Origin of the sequence: Gluconobacter sp. DsW_058 (assembly GCF_002153615.1) — a bacterium.
GTDB lineage: Bacteria > Pseudomonadota > Alphaproteobacteria > Acetobacterales > Acetobacteraceae > Gluconobacter > Gluconobacter cerinus.
Genome location: NZ_JOPH01000006.1, coordinates 38,446 through 52,566, shown reverse-complemented (window position 1 = coordinate 52,566; position 14,121 = coordinate 38,446). Strand labels below are relative to the sequence as shown.

The 14,121-nt window shown below is 55.6% G+C and carries 15 protein-coding genes and 3 tRNA genes; 10 read left to right on the top strand and 8 right to left on the bottom strand.

Going from position 1 to position 14,121, the window contains the following annotated elements:
- Window positions 1-429, bottom strand: coding sequence for a DUF423 domain-containing protein (locus HK24_RS05425; RefSeq protein ID WP_086633636.1), 429 nt, complete (start codon window positions 427-429; stop codon window positions 1-3).
- A 116-nt stretch (window positions 430-545) separates the two neighbouring features.
- Between HK24_RS05425 and HK24_RS05420 the strand changes: the two genes are divergently transcribed.
- The 3 genes from HK24_RS05420 (at window position 546) to HK24_RS05410 (ending at window position 2,540) form a co-directional block, all read left to right on the top strand.
- Window positions 546-1,139 (top strand): DUF4142 domain-containing protein, encoded by a 594-nt coding sequence (locus HK24_RS05420; RefSeq protein WP_086633635.1) that lies wholly within the window; start codon window positions 546-548, stop codon window positions 1,137-1,139.
- 16 nt (window positions 1,140-1,155) lie between these two features.
- Window positions 1,156-1,719: a cob(I)yrinic acid a,c-diamide adenosyltransferase gene (locus HK24_RS05415; RefSeq protein ID WP_086633634.1), complete on the top strand. Its 564-nt coding sequence runs from the start codon at window positions 1,156-1,158 to the stop codon at window positions 1,717-1,719.
- 236 nt (window positions 1,720-1,955) lie between these two features.
- Window positions 1,956-2,540, top strand: coding sequence for a hypothetical protein (locus tag HK24_RS05410; protein ID WP_046901350.1), 585 nt, complete (start codon window positions 1,956-1,958; stop codon window positions 2,538-2,540).
- A 3-nt stretch (window positions 2,541-2,543) separates the two neighbouring features.
- Here HK24_RS05410 and HK24_RS05405 read toward each other — a convergent pair whose 3' ends face one another.
- The 3 genes from HK24_RS05405 to HK24_RS05395 all read right to left on the bottom strand — a co-directional run bounded on the left by HK24_RS05405 (window position 2,544) and on the right by HK24_RS05395 (window position 6,787).
- Window positions 2,544-4,439: an OPT family oligopeptide transporter gene (locus HK24_RS05405; RefSeq protein WP_086633633.1), complete on the bottom strand. Its 1,896-nt coding sequence runs from the start codon at window positions 4,437-4,439 to the stop codon at window positions 2,544-2,546.
- A gap of 73 nt (window positions 4,440-4,512) precedes the next feature.
- The gene (locus HK24_RS05400) at window positions 4,513-6,213 is read right to left on the bottom strand and encodes an alginate export family protein (RefSeq protein WP_086633632.1); all 1,701 of its coding nucleotides are present in this window, start codon (window positions 6,211-6,213) and stop codon (window positions 4,513-4,515) included.
- Window positions 6,197-6,787, bottom strand: a complete 591-nt coding sequence (locus tag HK24_RS05395; RefSeq protein WP_064273425.1) for a hypothetical protein — start codon at window positions 6,785-6,787, stop codon at window positions 6,197-6,199. The genes HK24_RS05400 and HK24_RS05395 overlap by 17 nt, the downstream gene beginning before the upstream one ends.
- Window positions 6,788-6,888: 101 nt before the next feature.
- Between HK24_RS05395 and ispH the strand changes: the two genes are divergently transcribed.
- The 4 genes from ispH (at window position 6,889) to HK24_RS05375 (ending at window position 9,476) form a co-directional block, all read left to right on the top strand.
- A complete protein-coding gene (ispH, locus tag HK24_RS05390) occupies window positions 6,889-7,890 on the top strand; it encodes a 4-hydroxy-3-methylbut-2-enyl diphosphate reductase (RefSeq protein WP_046901354.1) in 1,002 nt (333 codons plus the stop codon).
- 6 nt (window positions 7,891-7,896) lie between these two features.
- Window positions 7,897-8,847: a homoserine kinase gene (locus tag HK24_RS05385; RefSeq protein ID WP_086633631.1), complete on the top strand. Its 951-nt coding sequence runs from the start codon at window positions 7,897-7,899 to the stop codon at window positions 8,845-8,847.
- On the top strand, window positions 8,840-9,292 hold the full coding sequence (rnhA, locus tag HK24_RS05380; protein ID WP_046901356.1) for a ribonuclease HI: 453 nt from the start codon (window positions 8,840-8,842) through the stop codon (window positions 9,290-9,292). Before HK24_RS05385 ends, rnhA begins: the two co-directional genes overlap by 8 nt.
- 108 nt (window positions 9,293-9,400) lie before the next feature.
- Window positions 9,401-9,476, top strand: a tRNA-Asn gene (locus HK24_RS05375).
- Window positions 9,477-9,606: 130 nt separating this feature from the next.
- Here the strand turns inward: HK24_RS05375 and HK24_RS05370 are convergent.
- Entirely contained in the window at window positions 9,607-10,833 is a 1,227-nt protein-coding gene (locus HK24_RS05370; protein WP_086633630.1) for an MFS transporter, read from the bottom strand.
- Between the two features lie 61 nt (window positions 10,834-10,894).
- On the opposite strand from HK24_RS05370, the gene gpt reads away from it, so the two are divergent.
- From gpt to HK24_RS05355, 3 genes are all read left to right on the top strand, one after another.
- Window positions 10,895-11,410 carry a xanthine phosphoribosyltransferase gene (gene gpt / locus HK24_RS05365; protein WP_086633629.1) on the top strand — a complete coding sequence of 172 codons (516 nt, stop codon included), beginning with the start codon at window positions 10,895-10,897 and terminating at the stop codon, window positions 11,408-11,410.
- 50 nt (window positions 11,411-11,460) lie between these two features.
- Window positions 11,461-11,537: transfer RNA gene (locus HK24_RS05360), tRNA-Pro, on the top strand.
- A 20-nt stretch (window positions 11,538-11,557) separates the two neighbouring features.
- Window positions 11,558-11,634: transfer RNA gene (locus tag HK24_RS05355), tRNA-Arg, on the top strand.
- A gap of 43 nt (window positions 11,635-11,677) precedes the next feature.
- Here HK24_RS05355 and HK24_RS05350 read toward each other — a convergent pair.
- From HK24_RS05350 to HK24_RS05340, 3 genes are all read right to left on the bottom strand, one after another.
- Window positions 11,678-12,088 (bottom strand): Ivy family c-type lysozyme inhibitor, encoded by a 411-nt coding sequence (locus tag HK24_RS05350; protein WP_198942066.1) that lies wholly within the window; start codon window positions 12,086-12,088, stop codon window positions 11,678-11,680.
- Window positions 12,089-12,116: 28 nt separating this feature from the next.
- A complete protein-coding gene (locus HK24_RS05345; RefSeq protein WP_086633628.1) occupies window positions 12,117-12,677 on the bottom strand; it encodes a nicotinamidase in 561 nt (186 codons plus the stop codon).
- A gap of 95 nt (window positions 12,678-12,772) precedes the next feature.
- Complete coding sequence (locus HK24_RS05340; protein WP_046902044.1) at window positions 12,773-14,116, bottom strand: hemolysin family protein; 1,344 nt, start codon at window positions 14,114-14,116, stop codon at window positions 12,773-12,775.
- Window positions 14,117-14,121: the final 5 nt, after the last annotated feature.

Here is a 14,121-nt window from a genome sequence, read left to right as displayed (position 1 = left end):
TCAGGCTGAGCGCCGTCTTAGTCCGGACAGTGCTGCAAGAAGCCATGCTAAAATCAGCAAGGTACCGCCATAAGGGGCTATGCGAGCTACTGAGAGTGTCCCGAGTTTCAGATCAAAAAGCGCGAAAAGCGTGACGGAGACACAGAAGAGCAGCGTGCCTGCCAGCATTGTCAGACATGCAAGACGCGCCAGGCGTGGCACCAGAAAGCGCGCTCCAAGTGAAAGCGCGCAGAGTGCGATGGCGTGCCACATGAGGATGTCCACCCCGGAGTGCAGAACGGTGCGGCCATTGGGGATGGCAAACATATGGTCCGGGAGGTGAGAGGCAAGCGCCCCGAGAACCACTCCGGATGCGCCTTCGACAGCACCTGCAATGAAACAGAAGCGGAAGGCGCCGGAAAAATCATGCGTGCTAGAATTTGCGGACATGGCCTGAATGTATCATGAGTGGTGCCGAACATGAATGGACCGCTTGAAGCCGGGACCATTCAGCCAGAGTGGCTGGGACATTGTCCTGGTCTCGCAGATGGAAGGAATGTCTCTTCATGACAGTTACTGCACGCTTCGCAGCTCTTGCCTCGATTGCCATGCTGGCAGGCCTGAGCGCCTGTAATGCTCCGGATGCACCGCCAGCACCAGCGCTGCCGTCTGCTGCATCAACCTATACGCTTTCGACAGCGGATGCTGCATTTCTTCAGCAGATCGATGCCATGGATCTGACGCAGGTGAGCATTGCGACACTGGCTGCGACGCATAGCAACAGCGATGTTGTGAAGGCTTTCGCTGCAACGGTGGTCAGTGATCACACGACCAACCGCAAGGCTGTTGCCAAGGTGGCGAGCGACGCCAACCTGACCGTCACTGACAAGCTGAATGCTGGCGATGAGGCGCATGTTGCATCTTTCGGTCATCTGTATGGCGCTGCTTTTGATCGTGTTTTCCTGCGTGAAATCGTGAGCGTTCAGACGCCTGCTCTCAGCAGTGCTCTGGCAACGGCATCGCAGTCTGGCGGAACGGCCGATATCAAGACGCTGGCATCAGACACCACGAAGATGCTCAAGGACCATACGACTCGTGCGCAGGACCTGAGCGGCGCGAAGACTGTCAAAGGTCATCATCATCACTTCGGTCGTCACTGAGCGTTAGAGGGCAATTATGACGGGTGTTCGGCTTGATCGTATTGTAACGCGTGGCGGCGATTCAGGGCAGACTTCACTGGGAGACGGAACCCGTGTCTCAAAAGCCTGTCCGAGAATTGAGGCCATGGGGACGGTCGATGAGCTGAACGCTCTTCTTGGTTTGCTCGATTGCTCTCTAAGATCAGAGGAAAGTATACGAGATCTTTCCTCTGATATTCGGAAGATACAGTCCTGTCTTTTTGATTTAGGGGCAGATTTATGTGTTCCGGACAAAGAACGTCCGCAGAGTCTTACAGTAAAAGCTATTATTTGGCTGGAAGAACGCATCGAAGACATGCGTCTTCAGCAGCCGGCGCTTAAAAGCTTTATTCTGCCTGGCGGTTCTCTTGTTTCTGCACATGCCCACATGGCCCGGACTGTTGCGCGGCGCGCGGAGCGGCGGATTGTGATTTTGGAGCATGGTCCTCAGGAAGGGCTCAGGTTTCTAAACCGCCTTTCTGATTATTTCTTCGTTCTTGCACGTCATGCCAATGCTCACGGAGCAGATGACATTCTCTGGCAACCGGGTCAGTGGCAGTAAAAGAAAGATGAATACAGTCTTATTGTGTTGATGACAGGACATATCAGATCTGATAAAAGAATTCAGTCTGATACACCGGAATGAGTTAGAAACCCGGCAGTGTCGACTTTCATTTCCTTGTCAGGACATGCTTTTTTCTGATCGGCTTTACGCCTTTCAGAGCCTCCGTCATTCTAGGTGGGCATTCTGATCAGGTGACATAGAACAAATTTTATAATTGGTTGAAAAAACGAAGAATGCAGGACGATCAGCAGGTTAGTGAAGACAAACTGCGAGAGGCGCTTGCTCGTCTGGGATCAGGATCTTCCCGTCCCCAGAAGGCGCGTCCCATCACGCCAACAACAGAACGTCGCCGTCGCTTTGTGCGAGATGGTCAGGTTGTTGTTGAGCATCAGGCCAGCCGTGGATTTGCACAGCGTAGCAATGCTCCGAGCCAGGACGACCAGGACGAAATTGAACGTCTTCGCCAGTCTGTAAAGCGTGAGCAGCGTCGCTGGGAGGAAGCAGAGCGTTATCTGGCTGAAGCCCGCACGCAACTCAAAACATATGAAACGCGCGAAGCTCACGCCAAAATCCAGATTACGGAACTCAACCGTCATCTGCGTGAGCATCAGGACCAAATTCAGTCTCTGAAAGCACAGCTTCACCAGTCCCGTGAGCAGGCTGCTGAAGCTGCCCGCCGTTCGCCGCGCCCTGTTGGACGTCCGCGTAAAGAAGTGCAGGACGAAACTGTGGTGAAGAAAGTCGAGAAGGCCGCTGTTGAGGCCCCGGCTGTTCTTCTTGATGAGCCGGAACCTGTTCAGTGGTGGGTAAAGGCCTGAAGCTCAGGCTGTCGGGCGTCTTACAGAACGCCCAAACCATATCATGATGCCTAAAAACACAGCCCAGCCTAATCCTGACCGAACCATGTCAGGAATGGGCAGGGCCAGTGTTTCCGTGCTGCCTGTGGCACCCACAAGGGCTGCCACGGCCACGCCAACCAGACTTTCTCCCACAATAAAGCCCGATGCGATCATTGTACCCTGTTCTTTAGGGGACTTGCGCAGTAGCCAGCCGAGGCCTGCTCCGATCGCGATCGTCACGGACACGTTGGCTGGCAGGTAAATTCCCATACCAACGGCTAGAGGCGGCAGAGCGAGATTGCGCCGCTTTAGAAGAATATCCGCAACAACCAGTACAATCCCGATCACCGCCCCGATTTCCAGCATCAGCCAGTCGAGGTTGTGTGAGAGAATACCTGTCGCGATGGCAGCCATGAGCGCGGGTTGTGGCGCTGCGAGAGCTCGGGTCGGATCCATATCCGCGCGGGGCATCGCTCCAACAAATCCGTAGGCCTGATAAAGTGTCTGCAAGACCCATGGAATAACCACGGCACCAACAGCGCACCCTATGAGGAGGGCAACTTCCTGCTTCCAGGGAGACGCTCCAACTAACTGTCCGGTCTTGAGGTCCTGCAGGTTATCATTTGATACAGCAGCAGACGCCGTGATGGCAGACAGTACGAATAATCCGAATGCAATAACCGTTGGGCGTTGGTCGGGCGAAAGAACGCCGCCACTTTCCAGTCCCCAGAGTGTGACGGAAATGGCAATGATCGCGATAATTCCGACGCCCGAAATCGGGGAAGAGGATGATCCGATTATGCCCGCCATATAACCGCAGGCACTCGCAACCAGAAAGCCGAGACCGAAACAGGCGCCCAACCCCAGAACAACGAGCGTCACAAGGGATGCACCGTGCGGCATTGCCGGCCATAGGAACTGGGTAAACAGTCCAGAAAGAACGAGAGCCAGCCCGATGCTCAGGCCGATCAACGTGCGCGGCGCGAGATCCAGGTCGCTCTCATCCTGAGACGCGCGATGCTTAACGGACAGAGATTCTTTCAGTCCGATCGCAACAGGTTTGGCCAGTGCGAGCAGCGTCCAGATTGCGGCAACGGCAATTGTTCCGGCGCCGATGAAGCGCACTTTATGAATCCATAAACCTGTCGCCGCGGCCATAGGGTCAGCGGCCAGGTTCAGATGTCCCAGGATGGGAACCATAACGCCCCAGCCCATCAGAACACCCAGCAGCATGGCAATGCCACCGCCGATGCCGACAAGATAACCTGTTCCCAGAAGTGCGAGGGAGAAGCTAATATCCAGACGAAACACGGACGCGCCGAAGCTGGTAGCGGCCGAAACGCCGTCGGACAGTAGCCTGAGCCCTGATGTCGCCAAAGCAACGGCAGCAGAGACAAGGCTTCCTTTTGTCAGGGAGCGTAGGCTCTCGGCATCGCCTTCAGGGGAAGAGGCTCTCAGGATTTCAGCGCAGGCTGTGCCTTCCGGATACGGGAGGTCAGAATTCTTCACCAATGCCCGACGCAGCGGGATCGTGAAGATGACGCCGGTCATGCCTCCTGCAAGTGTTAGGAGGAGTGAGACAAAATATGGAAATTCGTGCCAATACCCGACCATGATGAGGCCAGGCAGCGCTGCGAAGACGCAGGAGAGTGTTCCTGCCGCAGAAGCCTGCGTCTGCACCATATTGTTTTCGAGCATCGTCCCGCCGCCCATCAGGCGGAGTACGGCCATTGAAATGATGGTCGCGGGAATAGAGGAGCCAAAGGTCAGGCCGATCTTCAATCCCAGATAGACATTTGCTGCCGTGAAGACGACGGTAATCAGGGCACCCAGAATAATGCCCCGCAAGGTCAGTTCGCGGCTGTCCATAAGTTTCATGGTGGGGCGATCCTGTGATGTCGCGTTGTTTTTTCGGGCATTACGCTGCGGAGGCCCGCACCGCAACCATTCATCAAAAAGCAAATGACAGGCTGGACTGATAATAGAGCCCGCTTTTTGCCCCGGCATTTTTCAGATCATGCGATGCCGCAAACCACGCGACGACATGTGTCCAGTTCCAGTGTCGAGATACGGCCCATGTCAGCAGACCATTAGGGGCTACGCCTATGAAGTGGCTGCGAAACCTGGGGAAATTATAAGCCGAACTGATTGAATAGACGGAAGACGCTGTGGTCTCCCTCCATAGAATCGGGACTTTGATCCGCGAAGACACCTTACCGTAGGACCCCACGACAATGGGGGACAGATTGATCAGGTTCGCTGCGCCAATATAGCCCGTGTAGTCCAGATACGGATTTTGCGGGGCAAATGGCGCACTGTAAGTCCCGACTGTTCCGGTATGACGGTTTTCATTGCCGCCGGAATAGACGTCCGCCTGAATTCCGAAGAAGGGTTTGAGAGGCAGATTGGAACGTCTGTATCCCAATGTCGTATTCACAGAATAAGCAGAGACCTGGCGCCGGGCAGTGGTTCCGTATTGTGTGAAATTGCCTTGCTGCCACAAGACGCCAATGGCGTATTCAAGTTGCTGGGCTGTGCCGTACCACCGAAAACCGAAATTGTTACGATTTGTCGCGCCCGTTACGGAGCTGATTTTGCTCGCACTGACCAGCGGAACAGAGCCTGTTTTTCCACCAAGATGAAAGCCAATCCAGAACAGATCGAGATAGGATTGAACACGCTGTTGGCCCAGATAGAACGCGGGGACGTCAAAGGTCGTGTTGAATCCATAGAGGCGCGTGTTCCAGTCCTGCGTGTCGTGGAACATGGCCGTTGGGGTGATGTCTGTCGCAACGAAGTCATAGAGATCGAACCGGACATGCGGGAAAATCGCATAAGCGCGCGGTCCGTTCCAGGTAATCTGGATATTCGGGGGTTCCCGGTCATACAGGACGTAGGATGGCGCATCGAGAAACTGCTGCCTTCCAAACATCAGGCCCGTCTTTGCTGTGCCAATCGTGCGTTTGTATTCGATAAAAGCCTGATGCAGGTCCAGACGCTTACGGTAAGTGCCACCATAGCCATATCCGTTCCAGCCTGCGGCCGTGCCGTTTACGAGCTGCGCGAAGATACGCCAGTGTTCTCCGATATGAAGGTCGGCTCCCAACATATTGCGCGTGACGAAGCGACCTGAACCGGAGTGGGTATTCGTCCCCAGCATCGGATAGTCATTGTACCAGTTGCGGAGGCGGGTGCGTTCGGACAGGGACAGCCAGATTGTGCGTTCATTATTCAGAGCAATAAACTTCAAGGGATCGAAAATGTCGCTCTGATGGCGCTTGTCACGTAGGTATGACCAGTCTTCCGCCCATGGCGCGACACCATAGCGTCCGACAGGCCCAAAGCCCGCACCTTCGCCGTTGCCGCGATTGAATCCACCCCATCGGGGCTGGCGTCCGATCGGCGCAACATTCTGGCTCGGCGTCAGGCGGCGTGGCTGTTCCAGGAACCCTGCATGGGGAAAGTTCTGGATTTCCGGACGTTCTGCGTGATGGACCTTGATCCTTTCTTCTTTCGATGCCGAAACGTCAGGAGTCGCAGAAAAGGCTGAAGACCCAAAGCCTGCCAGGCAAGCCAAGGTCGTTTTCAGCGTAATCCGGATTTTGACGTCAGGTGAAAGAGAAGGAAAAAGGCCTTTACTGCGTCCGGCCACGGAACTTTACGACGGGGAGGTGCTGCTGATTGTAAGTCAGCTCATCCTTGGTCAGCTGATAGCCGATTTCGAGCGTGTAGGGATTTTCCTGAATATTTTTGGATGCAGGAAGATCAACAAGGCGCAGATCCGTACGAACAGACTGGTTGCTGACATTCGGTTCCAGCTTGAATGTGTCCGTGAAGACCTTCTTATCCACGATTTTTCCGTCACGCATGATGACGATGAAATAGGGGACGTCGATGGTGCCGGTCTTGGAGGCAGGTCCTCGCGTCAGGTTCATTGCTAGGCTGACGCGGGTACGAATCATCTGTTGGTCTTTGGGGCCTTTGGGGCCACGTTCGCAGTCCCCTGAAATGGCTGTGAGCTGTGCGTGGCTGACCAGATTCCCGATGTCCGGATCTTTTCCGTCATAGACAAACCGGTCTGCTGCGGCGCTGGGAATATCCGTGACCGGGCATGTGGGGGCAAAGAAGCCCGGATTGGATTCGTCACATCCCGCGAGTGTTGAAATCGCGACGACGGCAAAAGCCGGGACAAACAGGGACGTGGCAAGGCGCCGAAAGGCTGGCATCTGCTGTAGAAACTCCCACAAAGCGGCCCGGACGTTGCGACATGCGTCAATCCGGTCGATACTGGTCCTACATATCGAACTCCGCCCGCTTGGGGAACACCATGTCAGATCAGACAACTCTTGCACCTGAAGGTGCTGCACACCAGAAGACGCTCCGCGTCCTGCTGGCCGGGCCTCGCGGCTTCTGCGCCGGTGTGGATCGTGCCATCCGTGTCGTTGAAGAAGCGCTGCGCCGCTATGGCGCGCCCGTCTATGTTCGTCACGAAATCGTCCATAACCGCACTGTGGTTGAAGGACTGGAGGCCAAGGGCGCCATTTTCGTTGAGGAACTCGACGAAGTGCCGCCCGACGGGCATGTCGTTTTCTCAGCGCATGGCGTGCCGAAGTCAGTTCCAGCCGAAGCGCAGCGCCGCAATCTGCTTTACCTAGATGCAACGTGTCCGCTGGTTTCCAAGGTGCACCGCGAAGCAGAGCGTCACTTTGCAGGTGGTGGCCCAGAGCAGCTCCATATTCTGATGATCGGTCATGCCGGCCATCCGGAAGTAGTGGGCACAATGGGCCAGCTTCCGCCGGGCGCTGTCACGCTCATCAACGATGCTGAAGAAGCCCGTACGATCCAGCCAAAGGATCCGGCGAAGCTGGCCTTCATCACGCAGACGACGCTGTCCGTGGATGATACGGCTGAGATCGTTGATATTCTGCGGACTCGCTTCCCGCTCATTGAAGGTCCGAAGCGCGAAGACATCTGCTACGCGACGACCAATCGTCAGGAAGCTGTGAAGGCCATTGCGCCGGAAAGCGATCTGGTGATCGTGATCGGTTCGCCAAACTCTTCCAACTCGCAGCGTCTGCGGGAAGTGGCCGAGCGTTCTGGTGCCCGCCGCGCACTTCTGGTGCCGAAGCTGGAAAATCTGGACTGGTCTGTGCTGGAAGGCGTTGAAACGCTGGGCATCAGTGCAGGTGCGTCCGCTCCGGAAAGCCTCGTGCAGGAAATGGTGACGGCGCTTGCTGCGAAGTACACGCTGAAGATCGAAGAGAGAATCATGAAGGAGGAAAACATCAATTTCCGCCTTCCAGGTCCGCTTGCTGGTGAGGACAACTGAGTCTTCATGGCCGTCTATACTGAACTGGCGGCCGAGGCGCTTGAAGCGTTTCTTGGCACATATGACATCGGTGCCCTGGTTTCTTTCCAGGGCATTGCCGAAGGCGTCGAAAACAGCAACTTCCTCCTCCAGACCACGGAAGGGAAGTTCATCCTCACGCTCTTTGAGCGGCGGGTCAAAGCGTCTGACCTTCCATGGTTTCTGGGGCTGATGCAGCATCTGTCGGGGAAGGGCATGAACTGCCCGCAGCCCGTACAGGCAAAAGACGGGATCGCTCTCAGGGTGTTGGCAGATCGGCCTGCTGCGATCACCACGTTCCTTCCGGGGCAAGCCGTCCCTCAGATTACAGCATCTGCCTGTCATGCACTGGGACAGGTCCTCGCGACATTCCACAAGCTGGGGCAGGACTACACAGCGGAACGGCCTAATGGGCTGTCTGTGGAAGCGTGGCGCCCACTCCTTGAGAGCTGTCAGGGCAGTGGGGATGACCTGCTGCCGGGCCTCACGCAGGAACTGTCCGATGCACTGTCACGGATTGAAAAATCTTGGCCCGCTGCGGGTCGTTTGCCTCGTGGGCAGATCCATGCAGACCTCTTCCCCGATAATGTCTTCTTTCAGGGCGACCAGGTCTCTGGGCTGATTGATTTCTATTTCGCCTGCACGGACCTGTTTGCTTACGATTTGGCGATCTGTCTGAACGCTTGGTGTTTTCGCGATGAGAAGGTTTTCGAACCGGCTTTCGCTCACGCCATGATCGAAGGTTACGAAAGCGTCCGCAATTTAGAGGTGGCTGAAAAGGAAGCTTTGCCAGTTCTATGTCAGGGGGCTTCAATCCGGTTTCTGCTGACGCGCCTCTACGACTGGATCAATACTCCGGCTGACGCATTGGTGACCCGCAAGGACCCACTGGCCTATCTGGGGCGTCTCCGACATTTCTCAGGTGTCGCCCATGTCTGATGCGAGCGCGGATCAGCTTCCGGTCGAAATCTGGACGGATGGTGGTTGCAAGCCCAATCCCGGCCCAGGAGGCTGGGGAGCACTGCTTTGCTTTAAGGGCAAGGAGAAGGAGCTATGGGGCGGCCATCCGGAGACGACCAATAACCGCATGGAACTGACGGCTGCGGCTGAAGCTCTGGAAGCTCTGAAGCGGCCGTGTCGGGTCACGTTGCATACAGACAGTGAATACCTTCGGAACGGTATCACGCGGTGGCACAGTGGTTGGGTACGGCGGAACTGGCGTAATTCAGCTGGTGATCCTGTTGCCAACATGGATCTGTGGCAGCGCATTCTCGATGCGGCCAAACCTCATGAAATCGAATGGCTCTGGGTGAGGGGACATTCTGGTGATGTGAACAATGAACGTGTGGATGTATTGGCAACCCGGGGACGGGAAGAGCTCTGAAAAAGTCATGTTTTCTGCGGGTTACTGAAGAAAGTTCAGAAAAATGCAGAAATATGAAAAAAGGGGCTTTACCGACCCCGGCGGTTGGACTAAATACCTCCTCACCGGTCCCGAATAGCTCAGTTGGTAGAGCAAGCGACTGTTAATCGCTGGGTCGTAGGTTCGAGTCCTACTTCGGGAGCCACTCTTTCTTCTTGAAAGATTTGGTTCGGTACAGTGAAAAGCCCCTTACGGGGCTTTTTTCATATCTACTGTACTGATTGACCATCACCGGAGGCTTGATGCCGTTCCGGTGATGAGTTCGTGGGATCTGCTCAGAGTTCTTCTGGCCTAACGTCTTCCAGGCGATCCAGCGCCCACAGGCTGGGAAAGAGACGAATCCAGGTTGCCGCGACAAGAATTGTTCCTACGCCGCCTGCAATAACCGCTGCTTCTGGCCCTATGGCTGTTCCCAGCATTCCGCTCTCAAATTCGCCCAGCTGGTTGCTGGAGCCAATGAATAGTGAATTCACAGCGGAGACCCTTCCGCGCATGGCGTCTGGTGTAGCCAGTTGAATGAGTGAAGACCGGACGACAACACTTATGACGTCTGCTGCTCCTAGAACCATCAGGGCGACGACTGAAATCCATGTGATGTGCGAAGCGCCGAACACGATGGTCGCGATTCCAAAAACGATCACGGAAACAAACATCGTAATTCCAGCGCGGCCCCCAAGTGGATGGCGAGACAGCCAAGCTGATGTAAAGAGCGCTCCGAGCGCAGGGGCTGCGCGCAGAAAACCCAGCCCGACTGGCCCAACATGGAGAACGCTATCCGCATAGACGGGGAGCATGGCAGTGGCGCCCCCAAGAAGAACAGCAAACAGATCCAGGGAAATCGCGCCAAGAAGGTCGCGACGTCTGTTCAGAAAACCAAGGCCCGCAAATACAGAGGCGAACGTCACAGGTTCTTTTGATGCGACCTTATGGCGCAGCTTTAGAGCCAGCGTTCCTAGAAACGCCAATGCGAATCCAAGCGTCGCGAGGCTGTAGCAGATGACTGACCCAAGCCCGTAGAGAAGGCCGCCCAGGCTTGGTCCCACAATGGATGCCGTCATGAACAGGGAGGACATCAGTGCCTGTGCTCTGGGCAGAAGCTGAGGGGGGACAATGGCTGGAAGAAACGCCTGCTGGCACGGCATCTCGAAGCTGCGTAGCGTGCCGTAGAACGCTGCAAAAGCGTACACGTAGGCCGGGGTCAGGCAATGCATGGCCGCTATGGCGGCAAGGGCGCCCGTGCTGAGCACTTCCAGAATCTGGCAGATCAGCACCACGCTGCGGCGATTAAAACGGTCCGCGACGTGTCCGGAGATAAATGTCAGGGGAACCATCGGTAGAAACTGTGCAAGGCCCAGATAGCCCAGCGATGATACGCTATGGGTCAGAGCATACATCTGCCAGCCGATGGCAATTGTCAGCGTCGTAGCAGAAAGCTGGGAACAGATTCGGCTGATAATCAGTGGGCCGAGGCCGGGAAGGGCCCGTAATGCTGGTTCAATCATTCAGGCACATTAGTCACTTCCGGCGTGCAAGTTTATTGCAAAATTCCGAGCCGGAAGGCAGATGAGAGACATGAATGCTACATCCACACCCAAACCCGTAACGTACGCAACCGTCACCTGGGACCAACTCCATCGTGACGCCCGTACTCTTGCTGCGACGCTCATGGAAAAGCACGGTCCGTTCCGCGGTATCGTGGCGATTACGCGTGGTGGCCTGATCCCCGCAGCTATTCTCGGTCGTGAAATGGGCTGCCGCCTGATCGAAAGCGTTTCTGTCATCAGCTACGCTGGTGAAGAAGGCACGCAGCACCAGCCGAAGGTTGTGAAAGCACCAACCGCCGCAGGTGACGGTGAAGGCTTCCTGATCGTCGATGATCTGGTTGATTCCGGCATTACGGCTCAGTTCGTACGTGAAATGCTGCCCAAGGCTGTTTTTGCCTGCCTGTATGCCAAGCCCGACGGAAAACCGCTGACCGATCACTATGTCACGGAAGTCGCTCAGGACACCTGGGTGCTGTTTCCGTGGGATACGGCACCACTTTTTGTGCCTCCGCTCGTAAGAAATGAAAAAGATTGAAAAAACCCTATTGCGTCCGGAACTTATACCACCTAAGTTCCGCCTCGGTTCGGGGCGTGGCGCAGCCTGGTAGCGCGCCTGTTTTGGGTACAGGAGGCCCCCGGTTCGAGTCCGGGCGCCCCGACCAGTCTTTGAGGTTTCTTTACTGCGCCCTTAGCTCAGTTGGATAGAGCAACAGCCTTCTAAGCTGTGGGTCGCTGGTTCGAATCCAGCAGGGCGCGCCAGCCTGCTTAACAGCAGCGCCGCGCGCCTAGCAAATTTCAAAAATTAGTTGGCAGAATTATTCTTGCTGTAGGCATCTCGAAGAACCTTTTCCACTGCTGGTTCTGGTGATCCGAGAAGTGTTTGCTTCAAGGCGCTGCTAGCCTTGATCGACAAAAGCCCCCATGCGCCTGAATGGTCGTCTGCCATGACGATTTCGAGTTGCTGCGCCGCACAGTCGTGGGGTTTGCACATGTGACCCAGTGCATAGCGTTTTCCATCCTGAGAAAAATATTCCACAGGCGTTGATGTGCCCTGTCCTGACACGACCCAGGCCGGCAAAGTGATCATGCTTTTATAGGCCTCCTTGAAGCCCGAACGGCTCAGGAGCTCCTGTGTCGTTGGAACTTCTGCAGACGCAAGTGAGGTGGAGAGTGCGATAAGGGGTAACATCGCAGCGAATAATTTCAGTTTCATATGTAGTGTCCTCTCCAGCCGAGCTCGTTCAGTCAGGCAAAGTGATTCCGTTGCTCCTCAGTTTCTGGAGGAGGGCGCTTTGGTCCGCGTTGATGCCACGGCAGGCCTCAAGCGCGATGTCTGTCCTGAAACCACAGCGCATGGCGTCCTCAGCAGTTGCCGCGACACAGAAATCAAGCGCCAGGCCACAGATCACAACATGGTTGATGGAACGGCCGCTGAGGAGCGCATTCAGGCCGGTAGAGGTGACACGGTCATTGTCGAAGAACGCTGAGTAGCTATCCCGATTCTGCGCCATTCCTTTGTGAATGATATGGCTGATCGGGCTAAGATCGAGAGATTTTGGAAAATCGGCACCTGACGACGCTGCAACACAATGTGCGGGCCAAGGTCCGCCTTGTTGCGTGAAAGAACAGTGATTTGCGGGATGCCAGTCCTGAGTGGCAATCACGGCTCCAAAGCCGAGATGGGACAGGGTATTAACCTGGGCAATGATTTCATCGCCCTTCGGAACAGCCAAGGCTCCATGAGGCAAAAAATCATTCTGGACGTCGACGATAATCAGAGCTGAGTGCTGAAAATCAGGCAAAGGAGCAATCTTCCGAAGCTGAGGCAGGAACCATGTCCTGCAGAACGCATTGCGCGATCTTAATCAGCCTCCATGCTTGGAAGAAAGGTTTCTCGTTAGAGGCGTGTCACCAGAAGCTGGTTAATCCTGAAGCCTTCAACGTCCACAACTTCGAATCGGAAGCCTGAAGATTCGACGCTATCGGCCTTTCGGGCCATGCGACGCAGCCGATTCATGACGAAGCCACCAACAGTATCGAAATTCTGGGCATCATCGAAAATCGGGATATCCAGTTCGCGAATAACGTCACCGATCGGTGCTGCGCCATCGATGAGCCAGGAGTTGGCATCGCGGCGAACAATGGCCTGCTCCTCAAATGGGCTGACGAGACCATCCATCAGAGCGCCCATGATATCCTTGTAGGTGATGAGGCCCACGACCAGACCGTATTCATTCACGATCAGTGCAAAGCCTGCGGAATGAGCGTCGAACTGGGCAAGAGTTTCCCAGAGGTTCAGTGTGTCCGGTAGGGACAAGACATCACGGCGCATCTTGAAGATCTGGCTGGCGACGGGCGTCAGGCTCTCTTTGGATTGCGGCTCATCCACAACCGCAACCAGAACATCTTCTGCGCGAATAGACCCGATCACGCGATCCAGTCCGCCATCGCAAAGGGGATAACGGGAGTAGGGACGCACGCGAACCTTGTCACGCTGGCTCTCCGGTGTCTCCTGAACGTCCAGAAAGACGATCTCATCACGCGGGGTCATGGCGGACGTTACGGAACGATCCTGAAGGCCCAGAACATTCTGAATCATCTGATGTTCCTGCTCCAGCAGGATACCAGAGGCTGTGCCTGCAGCGAGAATGGCGCGCAGATCTTCAGGCGTTACAGGTTCGACAGTGGCCGCAGCTGGGATTTTCATCACGCGCAGAAGCACATCCGATACGCGCGAAAAGACCCAGACCGCAGGATACAGAACCTTCAGGGCCAAGGCAGGGAACCACCCAACCTTAAGAGCGATCCGATCCGGCGCATTCATCGCAATCCGCTTTGGAAGCAGATCTGCGAACAGGACGAAAAGTCCCGTAATAAGAATGAAGGAGCAGGCCGAGCCGCCCTTGGCCGAAAGAGACGGTGAAAAGCCCATGAGTTGGAAGCCGTCTGCGATGGGCTCGCTCAACATCGATTCGCTGATGATGCCGCCAAGAACGCCAACGGCATTCAGGCAGATCTGCAGGACGGTAATCACCTGCCCGCTGTTGCGACGGAGCTTCAGAAAGGCAACGGCTCGTGGATCGCCGGCTTCTGCTTTCGAGCGAAGCCTGACGTCACGAGCTGCGGCGAAGGAAATCTCTGAAAGAGAGATCAGGATGGAGACCGCGATCAGGACGACGGTCGCGAGAAGGCCCAGCAGGAGAAGAACAATCATGTGCTGGGTGTAAGAAGAAACTTGCATGCAGG